The 16,753-nt window shown below is 52.9% G+C and carries 17 protein-coding genes and 2 pseudogenes; 8 read left to right on the top strand and 11 right to left on the bottom strand.

Annotated features, from left to right (window positions below):
- Positions 1 to 24: 24 nt before the first annotated feature.
- Positions 25 to 203, bottom strand: a pseudogene (locus ACJHWT_RS16095) (hypothetical protein).
- Positions 204 to 278: 75 nt separating this feature from the next.
- On the opposite strand from ACJHWT_RS16095, the gene mutS reads away from it, so the two are divergent.
- Both mutS and pphB read left to right on the top strand, forming a co-directional pair.
- Positions 279 to 2,840 carry a DNA mismatch repair protein MutS gene (gene mutS / locus ACJHWT_RS16100; RefSeq protein ID WP_001272914.1) on the top strand — a complete coding sequence of 854 codons (2,562 nt, stop codon included), beginning with the start codon at positions 279 to 281 and terminating at the stop codon, positions 2,838 to 2,840.
- 105 nt (positions 2,841 to 2,945) lie between these two features.
- Complete coding sequence (gene pphB / locus ACJHWT_RS16105; RefSeq protein ID WP_001141285.1) at positions 2,946 to 3,602, top strand: protein-serine/threonine phosphatase; 657 nt, start codon at positions 2,946 to 2,948, stop codon at positions 3,600 to 3,602.
- A gap of 50 nt (positions 3,603 to 3,652) precedes the next feature.
- Here the strand turns inward: pphB and ygbI are convergent, their stop codons facing one another.
- Positions 3,653 to 4,420, bottom strand: coding sequence for a DNA-binding transcriptional repressor YgbI (ygbI, locus tag ACJHWT_RS16110; protein WP_001318002.1), 768 nt, complete (start codon positions 4,418 to 4,420; stop codon positions 3,653 to 3,655).
- Positions 4,421 to 4,615: 195 nt separating this feature from the next.
- Between ygbI and ltnD the strand changes: the two genes are divergently transcribed.
- From ltnD to ACJHWT_RS16135, 5 genes are all read left to right on the top strand, one after another.
- On the top strand, positions 4,616 to 5,524 hold the full coding sequence (ltnD, locus tag ACJHWT_RS16115; protein WP_000848000.1) for an L-threonate dehydrogenase: 909 nt from the start codon (positions 4,616 to 4,618) through the stop codon (positions 5,522 to 5,524).
- Positions 5,521 to 6,783, top strand: coding sequence for a 3-oxo-tetronate kinase (otnK, locus tag ACJHWT_RS16120; RefSeq protein ID WP_000590398.1), 1,263 nt, complete (start codon positions 5,521 to 5,523; stop codon positions 6,781 to 6,783). Before ltnD ends, otnK begins: the two co-directional genes overlap by 4 nt.
- Positions 6,780 to 7,418 carry an aldolase gene (locus ACJHWT_RS16125; protein ID WP_001278992.1) on the top strand — a complete coding sequence of 213 codons (639 nt, stop codon included), beginning with the start codon at positions 6,780 to 6,782 and terminating at the stop codon, positions 7,416 to 7,418. Before otnK ends, ACJHWT_RS16125 begins: the two co-directional genes overlap by 4 nt.
- Positions 7,419 to 7,422: 4 nt before the next feature.
- Positions 7,423 to 8,199, top strand: a complete 777-nt coding sequence (locus ACJHWT_RS16130) for an HPr family phosphocarrier protein (RefSeq protein ID WP_001136910.1) — start codon at positions 7,423 to 7,425, stop codon at positions 8,197 to 8,199.
- 88 nt (positions 8,200 to 8,287) lie between these two features.
- Complete coding sequence (locus ACJHWT_RS16135; RefSeq protein WP_000104432.1) at positions 8,288 to 9,652, top strand: GntP family transporter; 1,365 nt, start codon at positions 8,288 to 8,290, stop codon at positions 9,650 to 9,652.
- A gap of 37 nt (positions 9,653 to 9,689) precedes the next feature.
- Here the strand turns inward: ACJHWT_RS16135 and ACJHWT_RS16140 are convergent, their stop codons facing one another.
- Genes ACJHWT_RS16140 through ACJHWT_RS16150 form a run of 3 tightly spaced genes read right to left on the bottom strand, consistent with a single transcriptional unit; the run spans position 9,690 to position 11,957 of the window.
- Entirely contained in the window at positions 9,690 to 9,926 is a 237-nt protein-coding gene (locus ACJHWT_RS16140) for a non-oxidative hydroxyarylic acid decarboxylases subunit D (RefSeq protein ID WP_000562976.1), read from the bottom strand.
- A 10-nt stretch (positions 9,927 to 9,936) separates the two neighbouring features.
- Positions 9,937 to 11,364, bottom strand: a complete 1,428-nt coding sequence (locus ACJHWT_RS16145) for a non-oxidative hydroxyarylic acid decarboxylases subunit C (protein ID WP_000863185.1) — start codon at positions 11,362 to 11,364, stop codon at positions 9,937 to 9,939.
- Positions 11,364 to 11,957 (bottom strand): non-oxidative hydroxyarylic acid decarboxylases subunit B, encoded by a 594-nt coding sequence (locus ACJHWT_RS16150; RefSeq protein ID WP_000767730.1) that lies wholly within the window; start codon positions 11,955 to 11,957, stop codon positions 11,364 to 11,366. The genes ACJHWT_RS16145 and ACJHWT_RS16150 overlap by 1 nt, the downstream gene beginning before the upstream one ends.
- A 146-nt stretch (positions 11,958 to 12,103) precedes the next feature.
- Here ACJHWT_RS16150 and ACJHWT_RS16155 point away from each other — a divergent pair, with 146 nt between their 5' ends.
- Entirely contained in the window at positions 12,104 to 12,511 is a 408-nt protein-coding gene (locus tag ACJHWT_RS16155; RefSeq protein WP_001208064.1) for a MarR family winged helix-turn-helix transcriptional regulator, read from the top strand.
- A gap of 120 nt (positions 12,512 to 12,631) precedes the next feature.
- Here the strand turns inward: ACJHWT_RS16155 and rpoS are convergent, their stop codons facing one another.
- From rpoS to ACJHWT_RS16185, 6 genes and pseudogenes are all read right to left on the bottom strand, one after another.
- A complete protein-coding gene (gene rpoS / locus ACJHWT_RS16160) occupies positions 12,632 to 13,624 on the bottom strand; it encodes an RNA polymerase sigma factor RpoS (RefSeq protein WP_000081550.1) in 993 nt (330 codons plus the stop codon).
- Between the two features lie 62 nt (positions 13,625 to 13,686).
- Positions 13,687 to 14,781 carry a murein hydrolase activator NlpD gene (gene nlpD / locus ACJHWT_RS16165; protein WP_306174120.1) on the bottom strand — a complete coding sequence of 365 codons (1,095 nt, stop codon included), beginning with the start codon at positions 14,779 to 14,781 and terminating at the stop codon, positions 13,687 to 13,689.
- Between the two features lie 184 nt (positions 14,782 to 14,965).
- Positions 14,966 to 15,592 carry a protein-L-isoaspartate O-methyltransferase gene (pcm, locus tag ACJHWT_RS16170; RefSeq protein WP_000254701.1) on the bottom strand — a complete coding sequence of 209 codons (627 nt, stop codon included), beginning with the start codon at positions 15,590 to 15,592 and terminating at the stop codon, positions 14,966 to 14,968.
- Positions 15,586 to 16,347, bottom strand: coding sequence for a 5'/3'-nucleotidase SurE (gene surE, locus ACJHWT_RS16175; protein WP_001295182.1), 762 nt, complete (start codon positions 16,345 to 16,347; stop codon positions 15,586 to 15,588). Before surE ends, pcm begins: the two co-directional genes overlap by 7 nt.
- Positions 16,328 to 16,648, bottom strand: a pseudogene (gene truD / locus ACJHWT_RS16180) (tRNA pseudouridine(13) synthase TruD); the annotation flags it as partial. The gene surE and the pseudogene truD, both read right to left, overlap by 20 nt.
- Positions 16,649 to 16,657: 9 nt before the next feature.
- A partial coding sequence (locus tag ACJHWT_RS16185; RefSeq protein WP_000851394.1) for an IS1 family transposase occupies positions 16,658 to 16,753 on the bottom strand: 96 nt, incomplete at its 5' end.

Consider the following 16,753-nt stretch of genomic DNA (forward strand, 5'->3'; position numbering starts at 1 on the left):
CCATACTCTTAAGGTGCATTTATATTACAACTTAATTTTAAAGGGGACTATGTCTCTGAAGGAGGAGGTTTCTTCAACCGACGAATTTTGCGATCTTGTTTCATCGTCATCACGCAAAAGCTGCAAAACAGCATCTTTCCCGGAATCACCATCAAGAACTCGCCGTTCGCTTCTTCCCCTGAAATGATTAACTCCGGTATCATGTGCGCCTTATGTGATTACAACGAAAATAAAAACCATCACACCCCATTTAATATCAGGGAACCGGACATAACCCCATGAGTGCAATAGAAAATTTCGATGCCCATACGCCCATGATGCAGCAGTATCTCAAGCTGAAAGCCCAGCATCCCGAGATCCTGCTGTTTTACCGGATGGGTGATTTTTATGAACTGTTTTATGACGACGCAAAACGCGCATCGCAACTGCTGGATATTTCACTGACCAAACGCGGTGCTTCGGCGGGAGAGCCGATCCCGATGGCGGGGATTCCCTACCATGCGGTGGAAAACTACCTCGCCAAACTGGTGAATCAGGGCGAATCGGTTGCTATTTGTGAACAGATTGGCGATCCGGCGACCAGCAAAGGGCCGGTCGAGCGCAAAGTTGTCCGTATCGTTACGCCGGGCACCATCAGCGATGAAGCGCTGTTGCAGGAACGTCAGGACAACCTGCTGGCGGCTATCTGGCAGGACAGCAAGGGGTTCGGCTACGCCACGCTGGATATCAGCTCCGGGCGTTTTCGCCTGAGCGAACCGGCGGACCGCGAAACGATGGCGGCAGAACTGCAACGTACGAATCCAGCGGAATTACTGTATGCGGAAGATTTCGCCGAGATGTCGCTGATTGAAGGTCGCCGCGGCCTGCGTCGTCGCCCGCTGTGGGAGTTTGAAATCGACACCGCTCGCCAGCAATTGAACCTGCAATTTGGCACCCGAGATCTGGTCGGTTTTGGTGTGGAGAACGCACCACGCGGACTTTGTGCTGCCGGTTGTCTGTTGCAGTATGCGAAAGATACCCAACGCACGACCCTGCCGCATATTCGTTCTATCACTATGGAACGTCAGCAGGACAGCATCATTATGGATGCCGCGACGCGTCGTAACCTGGAAATTACTCAGAACCTGGCCGGCGGTGCGGAAAATACGCTGGCTTCAGTGCTCGACTGTACTGTAACGCCGATGGGTAGTCGTATGCTGAAACGCTGGCTGCATATGCCAGTGCGCGATACCCGCGTGTTGCTTGAGCGCCAGCAAACTATTGGCGCATTGCAGGATTTCACCGCCGAGCTGCAGCCGGTACTGCGTCAGGTCGGCGACCTGGAACGTATTCTGGCGCGTCTGGCTTTACGAACTGCTCGTCCACGCGATCTGGCCCGTATGCGTCACGCTTTCCAGCAACTGCCGGAGCTGCGCGCGCAACTGGAAGGTGTCGATAGCGCCCCGGTACAAGCACTGCGTGAGAAGATGGGCGAGTTTGCCGAACTGCGCGACCTGCTGGAGCGAGCAATCATCGACACGCCGCCGGTGCTGGTACGCGACGGTGGTGTTATTGCGACTGGTTATAACGAAGAACTGGATGAATGGCGCGCGCTGGCTGACGGCGCGACCGATTATCTGGAGCGTCTGGAAGTCCGCGAGCGTGAACGTACTGGCCTGGACACCCTGAAAGTCGGCTTTAACGCGGTTCATGGTTATTACATTCAGATCAGCCGTGGACAAAGCCATCTGGCACCCATCAATTACATGCGTCGCCAGACGCTGAAAAACGCCGAGCGCTACATTATTCCAGAGCTAAAAGAGTACGAAGACAAAGTTCTCACTTCAAAAGGCAAAGCACTGGCACTGGAAAAACAGCTTTATGAAGAGTTGTTCGACCTGCTGTTGCCGCATCTGGAAGCGTTGCAACAGAGCGCGAGCGCGCTGGCGGAACTCGACGTGCTGGTGAACCTGGCGGAACGGGCCTATACGCTGAACTACACCTGCCCGACCTTTATTGATAAACCGGGTATTCGCATCACCGAAGGCCGCCATCCGGTGGTTGAACAGGTGCTGAATGAGCCGTTTATCGCCAACCCGCTGAACCTGTCGCCGCAGCGTCGCATGTTGATCATTACCGGTCCGAATATGGGCGGTAAAAGTACCTATATGCGCCAGACCGCACTGATTGCGCTGATGGCCTACATCGGCAGCTATGTACCGGCACAAAAAGTCGAGATTGGACCTATCGATCGCATCTTTACCCGCGTAGGGGCAGCGGATGATCTGGCATCCGGGCGTTCAACCTTTATGGTGGAAATGACCGAAACCGCCAATATTTTACATAACGCCACCGAGTACAGTCTGGTGCTGATGGATGAGATTGGGCGTGGAACGTCCACTTACGATGGTCTGTCGCTGGCGTGGGCGTGCGCGGAAAATCTGGCGAATAAGATTAAAGCGTTGACGTTGTTTGCTACCCACTATTTCGAGCTGACCCAGTTACCGGAGAAAATGGAAGGCGTCGCCAACGTGCATCTCGATGCACTGGAGCACGGCGACACCATTGCCTTTATGCACAGCGTGCAGGATGGCGCAGCGAGCAAAAGCTACGGCCTGGCGGTTGCAGCTCTGGCCGGCGTGCCAAAAGAGGTTATTAAGCGCGCACGGCAAAAACTGCGTGAGCTGGAAAGCATTTCGCCGAACGCCGCCGCGACGCAAGTGGATGGTACGCAAATGTCTTTGCTGTCAGTGCCAGAAGAAACGTCGCCTGCGGTCGAAGCACTGGAAAATCTCGACCCAGATTCACTCACCCCGCGTCAGGCGCTGGAGTGGATTTATCGCTTGAAGAGTCTGGTGTAATAACAATTCCCGATAGTCTTTTGCTATCGGGAATATTAACGACAACTGACGAATCAAATAAAAATACCCTGTATAATAGGAAATCTTATTTTACAGGGTAAAACCATGCCATCTACACGCTACCAAAAAATCAATGCCCATCACTATCACCATATATGGGCCGTTGGTGATATTCATGGTGACTATCAATTATTACAATCCCGCTTACATCAACTCTCTTTTTGTCCTGAAACCGACTTGCTTATTTCTGTCGGCGATAACATCGATCGTGGGCCCGAGAGTCTTAACGTGCTGCGCCTGTTAAACCAGCCCTGGTTTATCTCCGTCAAAGGCAACCACGAAGCGATGGCGTTGGATGCGTTCGCGACCGGCGATGGCAATATGTGGCTTGCCAGCGGTGGTGACTGGTTTTTCGATTTAAATGATTCAGAGCAACAAGAGGCAATAGATCTGTTGCTGAAATTCCATCACCTTCCACATATTATTGAAATCACTAACGACACCATAAAATATGTCATCGCACATGCAGATTATCCGGGGAAGGAGTATCAGTTTGGCAAAGAAATAGCGGAGAGAGAACTACTCTGGCCTGTTGATCGTGTGCAGAAATCGCTTAATGGCGAGTTACAACAAATAAACGGCGCTGATTATTTTATATTTGGACATATGATGTTTGATAACATTCAGACGTTCGCTAACCAGATTTATATAGATACCGGATCGCCGAAAAGCGGGCGGCTGTCATTTTATAAAATAAAGTAGTCTCATGCTTCTTCTGTGAAGCATGAGTAACCCGGCGTTATTGCAGGTCATTATTCATTTTTCGCTATCAGCAAAGAGAGATCCAGCTTCGCCAGCGCGCGGCTGGCACTCTCCGGCAGACCGTCGTCAGTAATGATCTGATCAAACTCGCTTAATGGTAACGCCAGCCATGTCGCCACCTGTCCATATTTCGTCGCATCACAGACCAAAACTCGCTGACGGCTGGCACTGGCAATCGCCCTTTTCACCGTGACTTTATCTTCTGCTGGCGTAGAGATCCCCCGCATACTCCATGACGATGCAGAAATAAAAGCCTGATCAATCATCAGGCTACGCAGCATGGTCGCAGCGGCTTCCCCAACACAGGAACGGTTTTCCCGACACACTGCGCCGCCAGTGTGAATAATTGTGCAATTACTGTTGTCGAGCAAGTAGTCCGCAATAACGAAGTCGTTAGTAACCACTGTGAGTGGCTCCATGTGAATCAGATGCTGTGCAATCGCTAACGTGGTCGTTCCCGCATCCAGATAGATACAACGTCCCGGCTGAACAAGACTTGCCGCCAGCTTGCCAATAGCCGCTTTTTGCGTCATTGCCAGCGCAGTTTTTACCTGATGAGAAGGTTCATGCGCCACCCGTCCCGGAGACTGGACGCCCCCGGACACCAGCACAACGGCTCCCTGCTGCTCCAGTTTTTGTAAATCCCGACGAATGGTCATATGTGACACATTCATTCTGTCCGTTAGTTCAGCAATACTAACAATGCCTTTTTCAGCTACCATCTCAAGGATGATTTGGCGACGCTCTACGGGTATCAACTTTTGCTCCTTCCTTTGTCCTGCTGACATTCTACGCTATTTGCCTGCGAAACGTGCGCGGCGCAACTAACGCTTAGTTCACATAAAATAACACACAATGTTAATTTTTGTGAATCAGCTCACCATATCGTTATCTTTCCGCGCTTATATTCACAACATCAAACAAAATATCACTTAAATTAACAAGGAGAGCAGATGAAAACGGGATCGGAGTTTCATGTCGGTATCGTTGGCTTAGGGTCAATGGGAATGGGAGCAGCACTGTCATGTGTCCGCGCAGGTCTTTCTACCTGGGGCGCAGACCTGAACAGCAATGCCTGCGCTACGTTGAAAGAGGCTGGTGCTTGCGGGGTTTCTGATAACGCCGCGACGTTTGCCGAAAAACTGGACGCTCTGCTGGTGCTGGTGGTCAATGCGACCCAGGTTAAACAGGTGCTGTTTGGTGGAAAAGGCGTTGCACAACATCTGAAACCCGGTACGGCAGTAATGGTTTCTTCCACTATCGCCAGTGCTGATGCGCAAGAAATTGCTACCGCTCTGGCTGGATTCGATCTGGAAATGCTGGATGCGCCAGTTTCTGGTGGTGCAGTAAAAGCCGCTAACGGTGAAATGACTGTCATGGCCTCCGGTAGCGATATTGCCTTTGAACGACTGGCACCCGTGCTGGAAGCCGTTGCCGGAAAAGTTTATCGCATCGGTTCAGAACCGGGACTGGGTTCGACCGTAAAAATTATTCACCAGTTGTTAGCGGGCGTACATATTGCTGCCGGAGCCGAAGCGATGGCACTTGCAGCCCGTGCGGGGATCCCGCTGGATGTGATGTATGACGTCGTGACCAATGCCGCCGGAAATTCATGGATGTTCGAAAACCGGATGCGTCATGTGGTGGATGGCGATTACACCCCGCATTCAGCCGTCGATATTTTTGTTAAGGATCTTGGTCTGGTTGCCGATACCGCCAAAGCCCTGCACTTCCCGCTGCCATTGGCCTCAACAGCATTGAATATGTTCACCAGCGCCAGTAACGCGGGTTACGGGAAAGAAGACGATAGCGCAGTTATCAAGATTTTCTCTGGCATCACCCTACCGGGAGCGAAATCATGATCAAGATTGGCGTTATCGCCGATGATTTTACCGGCGCGACGGATATCGCCAGTTTTCTGGTGGAAAACGGTCTACCAACGGTACAAATTAACGGTGTTCCAACAGGTAAAATGCCGGAAGCAATCGACGCACTGGTGATCAGCCTGAAAACGCGTTCCTGTCCGGTGGTTGAAGCCACACAGCAATCGCTGGCGGCTCTGAGCTGGTTGCAACAGCAAGGTTGCAAACAGATCTATTTCAAATACTGCTCTACTTTCGACAGTACTGCGAAAGGTAATATCGGCCCGGTTACCGATGCATTAATGGATGCTCTCGACACGCCGTTTACGGTCTTCTCTCCGGCCCTGCCGGTCAACGGACGTACGGTTTATCAGGGGTATTTGTTCGTAATGAATCAACTGCTGGCCGAATCCGGAATGCGCCATCACCCGGTAAATCCCATGACCGACAGCTATCTTCCCCGTCTGGTTGAAGCGCAATCCACAGGGCGCTGCGGCGTCGTTTCGGCACATGTTTTCGAACAAGGTGTGGATGCCGTTCGTCAGGAGCTGGCTCGCTTACAGCAAGAGGGCTATCGCTACGCGGTGCTTGATGCGCTGACCGAACACCATCTGGAAATTCAGGGGGAAGCCTTGCGCGATGCCCCACTGGTAACGGGCGGTTCTGGTCTGGCGATTGGCCTGGCCCGGCAGTGGGCGCAAGAAAACGGTAACCAGGCTCGCGAAGCAGGGCGTCCGCTCGCTGGGCGCGGCGTAGTGCTCTCCGGTTCATGCTCTCAAATGACCAACCGCCAGGTGGCACATTACCGTCAAATTGCACCAGCCCGTGAGGTTGATGTGGCACGCTGCCTCTCAACCGAAACTCTGGCCGCTTATGCACACGAGCTGGCAGAGTGGGTTCTGGGCCAGGAAAGTGTACTTGCTCCACTGGTTTTTGCCACCGCCAGCACTGACGCATTGGCAGCAATTCAACAGCAATACGGTGCACAAAAAGCCAGTCAGGCAGTAGAAACACTGTTTTCTCAACTAGCGGCGCGGTTAGCAGCGGAAGGCGTGACACGCTTTATTGTCGCAGGCGGTGAGACCTCCGGCGTAGTCACACAGAGCCTGGGAATAAAAGGGTTTCATATTGGCCCAACCATTTCCCCCGGCGTGCCGTGGGTAAACGCACTGGATAAGCCTGTCTCACTCGCCCTTAAATCTGGCAACTTCGGTGATGAAGCCTTTTTTTCACGAGCCCAAAGAGAGTTTTTATCATGAGCGATTTCGCAAAAGTAGAGCAGTCTTTGCGAGAGGAGATGACGCGGATTGCCAGTTCATTCTTTCAGCGCGGCTATGCAACCGGTTCGGCTGGCAATCTGTCGCTGCTTTTACCTGACGGGAATTTACTGGCGACACCGACAGGTTCATGCCTGGGCAATCTCGATCCGCAGCGGCTTTCCAAAGTCGCCGCGGATGGCGAATGGTTAAGTGGTGACAAACCCTCGAAAGAGGTGCTCTTTCATCTGGCGCTGTATCGCAACAATCCGCGCTGTAAAGCGGTGGTGCATTTGCACAGCACATGGTCGACGGCGCTTTCCTGCCTGCAAGGGCTGGACAGCAGCAACGTTATTCGTCCGTTCACACCATACGTGGTGATGCGGATGGGAAATATCCCGCTGGTGCCTTATTACCGACCGGGCGATAAACGCATCGCACAGGATCTGGCGGAACTGGCAGCAGACAATCAGGCTTTTTTACTGGCAAATCATGGCCCAGTGGTTTGTGGTGAAAGCCTGCAAGAAGCCGCCAACAATATGGAAGAGCTGGAGGAAACGGCAAAGCTGATTTTTATTCTCGGTGACCGCCCGATCCGTTATCTGACCGCAGGTGAAATTGCGGAATTAAGGAGTTAATGCAATGCCTCGTTTTGCAGCTAATTTATCCATGATGTTCACCGAAGTGCCTTTTATTGAACGCTTCGCCGCAGCGCGAAAAGCCGGGTTCGATGCTGTGGAGTTTCTGTTTCCCTATGACTACTCCCCCCAGCAAATCCAGCAGCAACTGGCGCAAAACCACCTGACGCTGGCGCTGTTCAATACCGCTCCCGGAGATATTAATGCGGGAGAATGGGGATTATCCGCCCTTCCCGGACGTGAGCACGAAGCACGTGCAGACATCGACCTGGCACTGGAATATGCATTGGCGCTCAATTGTGAACAAGTCCATGTGATGGCAGGCGTCGTGCCCGCTGGCGAAGATGCTGAACGGTACCGGGCAGTATTTATTGATAATCTCCGCTACGCTGCCGACCACTTTGCGCCACACGGCAAGCGAATATTGGTTGAAGCACTCAGCCCCGGCGTTAAGCCTCATTATCTCTTCTCCAGCCAGTATCAGGCACTGGCTATTGTTGAAGAGGTTGCGCGAGATAACGTTTTTATTCAACTAGATACTTTCCATGCGCAAAAAGTAGATGGCAACCTGACGCATTTAATCCGCGACTACGCCGGGAAATATGCGCACGTACAAATTGCCGGACTACCTGATCGACATGAACCGGACGATGGAGAAATCAACTATCCGTGGCTGTTCCGCCTGTTCGATGAAGTGGGATATCAGGGCTGGATCGGTTGTGAATACAAACCTCGTGGCCTCACCGAAGAAGGGCTTGGCTGGTTTGACGCCTGGCGCTAATTCGCTCAATCCCTAATTACAACGTACCCATACATCCCCCCATCTACGGATGGGGTAGGTTAACTATAACTTTCAGACAGGGTTTCCCATGTCCACAATTACATTGTTATGCATTGCGTTAGCTGGCGTAATCATGCTGTTGCTGCTGGTCATCAAGGCAAAGGTACAACCATTCGTTGCTCTGCTCCTCGTCAGCCTGTTAGTCGCACTTGCGGCGGGTATACCGGCGGGCGAAGTGGGTAAAGTGATGATCGCCGGGATGGGCGGTGTGCTTGGTTCCGTCACTATTATTATTGGTCTGGGCGCTATGCTGGGGCGTATGATCGAACACTCTGGTGGTGCAGAGTCACTGGCTAATTATTTCAGTCGCAAGTTAGGCGACAAACGAACTATCGCTGCGCTGACTCTGGCAGCGTTCTTCCTCGGTATTCCCGTCTTCTTTGATGTCGGCTTTATTATTCTTGCGCCAATCATTTACGGTTTTGCCAAGGTTGCCAAAATATCACCACTCAAATTTGGCCTGCCTGTCGCTGGGATCATGCTCACTGTTCACGTGGCGGTACCGCCGCATCCAGGCCCTGTCGCCGCAGCGGGGTTACTCCACGCAGACATCGGCTGGCTAACCATCATCGGTATTGCGATTTCTATTCCCGTAGGGATTGTTGGCTACTTTGCAGCGAAAATAATCAATAAGCGCCAATATGCGATGTCGGTCGAGGTACTGGAACAGATGCAACTGGCTCCGGCCAGTGAGGAAGGCGCGACAAAATTAAGCGATAAAATAAATCCACCGGGCGTCGCGCTGGTCACCTCGCTAATTGTTATTCCTATCGCGATTATCATGGCGGGTACGGTTTCCGCAACACTGATGCCGCCTTCGCATCCCCTGCTTGGTACGCTACAGCTGATCGGCTCACCAATGGTAGCTCTAATGATTGCGCTGGTGCTGGCATTCTGGTTATTGGCTTTACGTCGCGGCTGGAGCTTACAACACACCAGCGACATTATGGGCTCAGCCCTTCCCACTGCGGCGGTAGTGATTTTGGTTACTGGTGCTGGAGGGGTATTTGGCAAAGTGCTGGTGGAATCGGGCGTCGGCAAAGCCCTTGCCAACATGCTACAAATGATTGACCTGCCTCTGTTACCAGCCGCATTTATTATTTCACTGGCGCTGCGTGCATCGCAGGGATCAGCAACCGTAGCAATCCTGACAACCGGCGGGTTACTCTCAGAAGCGGTGATGGGATTGAATCCGATTCAGTGCGTATTGGTGACGCTGGCAGCCTGCTTTGGTGGGCTTGGTGCGTCACATATTAATGACTCAGGGTTCTGGATTGTGACCAAATATCTGGGGTTGTCGGTAGCAGACGGTCTGAAAACCTGGACAGTGTTAACGACCATTCTCGGTTTTACCGGATTCTTAATTACCTGGTGCGTATGGGCGGTAATTTGACCTTAATAAAAGGTCCGATGGGCATCGGACCTTTTATTTAGCGCTTACCTTCCGCCAGCAGCGGCGGGATGCTCGGCACCATCGGCGCGTCATCAATATCTTTCTGCGTCATGCGGAACGCTTCGGGATAATGTTCGCGGCTGGTGCGGCGTAGCGGTTCGGTATCGCGCCAGGTATAGAGGCAATGCTGGCACTGGTAGACCATCCAGACATCTTTTACCGGCGATTTCGCCATCACTTCAATCTGTTCATCGGCACAACGTGGACAAATCATCTTGTTCTCCTTATTGACGTGCGGCCAGCATAGCGGTCAGTTTTTCAGCCCAGGCTTTGGTTTCCGGTAAATCCACCACCGGCTGGCTGTAGTGACCACGGTTGTCCGGAGCGACAGGCGTGGTGGCGTCGATAATCAGCTTGTCGGTGATACCGGCCGGGCTTGAGCCGGGGTCGAGTTCCAGCACGGACATATTCGGCAACTGCACCAAATCCCCTGCCGGGTTCACTTTCGAGGAGAGCGCCCACATCACCTGCGGCAGGTTGAACGGATCAACGTCTTCATCGACCATAATCACCATCTTCACGTAGCCCAGACCGTGCGGCGTGGTCATCGCACGCAGGCCCACCGCGCGGGCAAAGCCGCCGTAGCGTTTTTTGGTGGAGATAATCGCCAGAAGGCCGTGGGTGTACATGGCGTTCACCGCCTGCACTTCCGGGAACTCGGCTTTCAGTTGCTGATACAGCGGCACGCAGGTGGCTGGCCCCATCAGGTAGTCGATTTCCGTCCACGGCATCCCGAGATAGAGCGATTCAAAAATGGGTTTGCTGCGATAAGAGACTTTATCAATGCGCACGACGGTCATATTACGCCCGCCGGAGTAGTGCCCGGTAAACTCACCGAACGGCCCTTCGATTTCGCGTTTACGGCTTTCGATGACCCCTTCGAGGATCACTTCCGAGCCCCACGGCACATCAAAACCGGTCAGCGGGGCGGTGGCGATCGGGTACGGGCTTTCGCGCAGCGCGCCTGCCATTTCATACTCAGACTGATCGTATTTCAGCGGCGTGGCCCCCATCAGGGTGATGATCGGATCGTTACCGAGCGTGATTGCAATCGGCAGATCTTCACCGCGCTCTTCCGCTTTATGCAGATGCAGGGCGATATCGTGCATCGGCACCGGTTGCAGACCGAGCTTACGCTTACCCTTCACTTCCATACGGTAGATGCCGACGTTCTGCTTGCCGAAGTTATCCGGATCAAGCGGATCGCGGGAAACCACGCACGCTTTGTCGAGATAGAAACCGCCATCACCGTCGTTTAAACGAAACAGTGGCAGAATATCGAACAGGTTGATCTCGTCGCCATCGACGGTGTTCTGCGCCCAGGCTGGATTGGCGCGGCGCTCCGGGGCAATGGGGAAGTTATCCCAGCGGCGGATAAACTCATCAATCTGTTTTTTAACCGGGGTGTTTGGCGGCAGGCCGAGGGAAATCGCGTGGTTCTGCCAGGAACCGATGGTGTTCATTGCCACGCGGGCATCGATAAAGCCGCGAATATTATCAAACCAAAGCGCGGGCGCGCCGTCGCCGATACGCCCGGTGGCGTTGGCTGCGGCTGCCAGATCCGGTTCCGCGTTCACCTCTTCGCTGATTTTCAGTAACTGGCCGTGGTCATCAAGCGCCTGTAAAAAGCTGCGTAAATCATCAAATGCCATTATTCATTCTCCTGAGAAAAATTCCGGACCTGCGGCAATCCTTGCCAGCGCCTGGCGTGGGGATGTTCGAGGCCAAATTGATCCAGCACGCGGGCTACCACGTGGTGGACAATGTCATCTACCGTTTCGGGATGGTTATAAAAGGCAGGCATCGGCGGCACCATCGCCACGCCCATGCGTGAAAGTGCGAGCATATTTTCGAGATGGATGGTGCTAAGCGGCATTTCACGCGGCACCAGCACTAGTTTGCGGCCTTCTTTGAGCACGACGTCCGCCGCGCGCCCCACCAGGCCATCGGCGTAACCGGCACGGATACCGGCGAGCGTTTTCATACTGCACGGAATAACGATCATGCCGTCGGTACGAAAGGAACCTGAGGAGATGGTCGCCGCCTGATCCGCCGGGTTATGGCTGAAGTCTGCGAGGGCAGCAACATCGCGGGCGCTGTAAGGCGTTTCCAGTTCAATGGTGGTTTTCGCCCACGTCGACATCACCAGATGAGTCTCGACATTCGGCATCTCCCGCAGCGCTTGCAGTAATGCCACACCAAGAGGCGCACCGGTAGCCCCTGTCATCCCGACGATCAGTTTCATTGCTTACTCTCTAAATTGTTCGTATACGAACGTTATTATTAAAATACGCCTCTGTTTTCATCGCGGCAAGCGCTGAAAAGTAACAACATCTTCTTCGTCACTGAAAAACCGCTATGATAGCGGCAGATAGTTTGCCCGGAGTTTACATGGCGTTACGAAATAAAGCGTTCCATCAGTTACGACAGCTTTTTCAGCAGCATACAGCTCGCTGGCAGCACGAGTTACCTGACCTGACCAAACCACAGTACGCGGTGATGCGCGCCATTGCTGATAAGCCTGGTATCGAACAGGTGGCACTGATAGAAGCAGCAGTCAGCACCAAAGCAACGCTGGCAGAAATGTTGGCAAGAATGGAAAATCGTGGCTTAGTCAGACGTGAACATGACGCCGCTGACAAGCGGCGACGCTTTGTCTGGCTGACTGCCGAAGGCGAAAAGATACTTGCTGCGGCGATACCGATAGGTGACAGTGTGGATGAGGAATTTTTGGGGCGTTTGAGTGGAGAAGAGCAGGAGCTGTTTATGCAGCTGGTGCGCAAGATGATGAGCAAATAGGATGTTGATTGCCGGATGGGACGCTGACGTGTCTTATCCAGGCGACGAAACATACCAACTCCCCATACAAAAGAAAAAGGCCAGCCTCATAAGAGACTGGCCTTTCTGACAGATGCTTACTTATTCGCGGAACAGCGCTTCGATATTCAGCCCCTGCGTTTGCAGGATTTCGCGCAAACGGCGCAGGCCTTCAACCTGAATCTGGCGAACACGTTCACGGGTGAGGCCAATTTCACGACCTACATCTTCCAGTGTTGCCGCTTCGTACCCCAGCAAACCGAATCGACGTGCCAGTACTTCACGCTGTTTGGCGTTCAGCTCGAACAGCCATTTGACGATGCTCTGCTTCATATCGTCATCTTGCGTGGTATCTTCCGGACCGTTCTCTTTTTCATCGGCCAGGATGTCCAGCAACGCTTTTTCGGAATCACCACCCAGCGGGGTGTCTACCGAGGTAATGCGCTCGTTAAGACGAAGCATACGGCTGACGTCATCAACTGGCTTATCCAGTTGCTCTGCGATCTCTTCCGCACTTGGTTCGTGGTCCAGTTTATGGGACAACTCGCGTGCGGTTCGCAGGTAAACGTTCAGCTCCTTTACGATGTGAATCGGCAAACGAATAGTACGGGTTTGGTTCATAATCGCCCGTTCGATCGTCTGGCGAATCCACCAGGTTGCGTATGTTGAGAAGCGGAAACCACGTTCCGGGTCAAACTTCTCTACCGCGCGGATCAGCCCCAGGTTGCCCTCTTCGATCAGGTCCAGCAACGCCAGACCACGATTGCCATAACGGCGGGCAATTTTTACCACCAGACGCAAGTTACTCTCGATCATCCGGCGGCGAGAGGCGACATCTCCACGCAGTGCGCGACGCGCAAAATAAACTTCTTCTTCGGCCGTTAACAGTGGTGAATAACCAATCTCACCAAGGTAAAGCTGAGTCGCGTCCAGCACACGCTGTGTGGCTCCCTGCGATAACAGTTCCTCTTCGGCCAAATCGTTATCACTGGGTTCCTCTTCTACTAAGGCCTTTTCGTCAAAAACCTCAACTCCGTTCTCATCAAATTCCGCATCTTCATTTAAATCATGAACTTTCAGCGTATTCTGACTCATAAGGTGGCTCCTACCCGTGATCCCTTGACGGAACATTCAAGCAAAAGCCTGGTTCCGCCGATTTATCGCTGCGGCAAATAACGCAGCGGGTTTACGGATTTCCCCTTGTAACGAATTTCAAAATGCAAGCGTGTTGAACTGGTTCCGGTGCTACCCATGGTTGCTATTTTTTGCCCCGCCTTCACTTCTTGTTGTTCCCGGACCAGCATTGTGTCGTTATGGGCGTAGGCACTCAGGTAATCATCATTATGTTTGATGATAATCAGATTACCGTAGCCGCGCAGCGCGTTACCGGCATAAACAACGCGGCCATCTGCGGTCGCGATAATTGCCTGTCCTTTGCTGCCTGCGATATCAATCCCCTTGTTGCCCCCCTCAGAAGCGCCAAAGGTTTCGATCACTTTGCCCTCAGTCGGCCAGCGCCAGGTGGAGATAGGCGTACTGGTTGATGTACTGCTGACAGTCGGCTCGGTTGTGCTTGCTGTTGGTACCGTTACAGGCGCTGTGACCGTGGTCGCAGTTGGCTTGTTGTTCGGCAACATTTTGTTAGCACTCTGTTCACCCGAAGACTCAGAATACGTAATTGTCGGTTGCGACGCAACAGCAACGGTGGAATTTTGTGCAGGCTTGATCACAACTCCTTGCTCTGCTGCGTCGGCCTGGGTAATGGCATTTCCGCCAGTGATTGGCGTACCGGAAGCATTACCCACCTGTAAGGTCTGACCGACGTTCAGCGCATATGGTGCCTGAATATTGTTGCGCTGAGCAAGGTCACGGAAATCGTTGCCAGTAATCCAGGCGATATAGAAAAGTGTGTCGCCTTTTTTCACGGTATAGGTACTGCCGCTATAACTGCCTTTCGGAATGTTCCCATACTGACGGTTGTAGACGATGCGTCCGTTTTCCATCTGTACCGGCTGCTGAGCTACTGGCTGTACTGGCTGGATTTGCGGTTGTTGAGTAGCCTGAATTTGTGGCTGCTGTACCGGCTGAATTTGCGGTTGCTGCGCTGTAGACGTCGTCCCCATTTTCGGCGGCGGCGTAATCAACATACCAGAATTGGTATTTGCAGGCGCATTGCCATTAACGGAGCTGACCGGTGCCGGTGGATTTGAAGTGTCAGAACAGCCTGCCAGCCATAGCGAAACCAGTGACAAAGCCGCAATGCGGCGAACGGTGAATTTTGGGCTTCCCGCGCTCATTTATCCCCCAGGAAAAATTGGTTAATAACCAGTGACATAATTACCGTGCAAGGCACCATACTGAACACTGGAAAAGATGTTCACGATACGCTGACCTGCGGCAAAATAACCAGGAAAAATCCAGGTATTTCCTCACGTTTTAAGCCAGCTCACCCTTCACTAAAGGGACAAAGCGCACGGCCTCCACGGTATCGATAATAAATTCGCCTCCCCGACGACGCACCCGTTTCAAATACTGGTGCTCCTCCCCTACGGGTAAGACGAGAATTCCGCCTTCGTCCAGCTGCGTCATTAGCGCAGTTGGAATTTCCGGCGGTGCCGCCGTAACAATGATAGCGTCAAACGGCGCACGTGCCTGCCAACCTTGCCATCCATCGCCATGACGGGTTGAAACATTATGTAAATCAAGATTTTTCAGGCGGCGACGCGCCTGCCACTGCAAGCCTTTAATCCGTTCAACCGAGCAAACATGCTGGACAAGATGCGCCAGGATTGCCGTTTGATATCCCGAACCGGTGCCAATTTCCAGCACCCGCGACTGCGGCGTCAGTTCGAGTAATTCGGTCATTCGCGCCACCATATACGGCTGCGAAATTGTCTGCCCCTGACCTATCGGCAAGGCGATATTGTCCCAGGCTTTTTGTTCAAACGCTTCATCAACGAATTTTTCACGCGGCACGGCGGCAAGTGCATTCAGCACCAGCTCATCCTGAATACCTTGCGCACGTAATTGATCCAGAAGTGCTTGTACGCGTCTGCTTACCATTGCGTGCCAACTCCCACGCTGTTTAACCAGTCTGAAACCACATCTTGCGCGCTATGCGCAGTTAAATCCACATGCAGCGGCGTGATGGAAACATAGCCCTCATCTACCGCAGCAAAATCGGTCCCCGGACCGGCATCACATTTACCGCCCGGCGGGCCAATCCAGTACAGCGTATTGCCGCGCGGATCTTGCTGCGGGATCACCTGATCTGCCGGATGTCGTGTACCGCAGCGCGTCACGCGAATACCTTTGATTTGATCCAATGGTAAATCCGGAACGTTAATATTAAGAATACGCCCGGTGCGCAGCGGCTCTTTACACAGTGCGCGCAAAATTGAGCAGGTTACCGCCGCGGCAGTGTCGTAATGTTTATGCCCGTCAAGCGAGACGGCAAGCGCCGGAAAACCTAAATGACGGCCTTCCATCGCGGCCGCTACCGTACCGGAATAAATAACATCATCCCCCAGATTCGGCCCGGCGTTAATTCCGGACACAACAATGTCCGGGCGCGGGCGCATCAGAGCATTTACGCCAAGATAGACGCAATCGGTCGGGGTTCCCATTTGCACAGCAATATCACCATTTTCAAAGGTAAACGTGCGCAGGGAGGATTCCAGTGTCAGAGAATTAGAAGCGCCGCTGCGGTTACGATCGGGGGCGACCACCTGAACGTCAGCAAACTCACGCAAGGCTTTCGCCAGCGTTTGTATACCGGGTGCATGTACCCCGTCATCATTACTCAGCAATATGCGCATAATCACCTGTTGTGTTGATAAGTTCCCTGACAACGCTGGTTGCAAAACTTCCCGCCGGAAGCCAGAAACGGATTTCTACGGTGACGTCATCCCACCAGTTCCAGCTTAATTGTTGCGGATACAGCAGCATCGCTCTGCGCGCGGCTTCAACTTTTTCGCGCACCAGTAAGGTTTGTAATTCAGTTTCTTCGGCGACAGCTGCTTGTTCGAATGCCAGCGCTTCACGCTGAGTTCCCCATTCGCCACTGCCCGGCAATGCGGCGGTTATCATCAGCTCTTTATCGTTGACGCGACGGGTAATGACTCCAACTTATTGATAGTGTTTTATGTTCAGATAATGCCCGATGACTTTGTCATGCAGCTCCACCGATTTTGAGAACGACAGCGACTTCCGTCCCAGCCGTGC

The organism is Escherichia sp. WS338, from assembly GCF_046486405.1.
GTDB classification, from domain to species: domain Bacteria; phylum Pseudomonadota; class Gammaproteobacteria; order Enterobacterales; family Enterobacteriaceae; genus Escherichia; species Escherichia coli.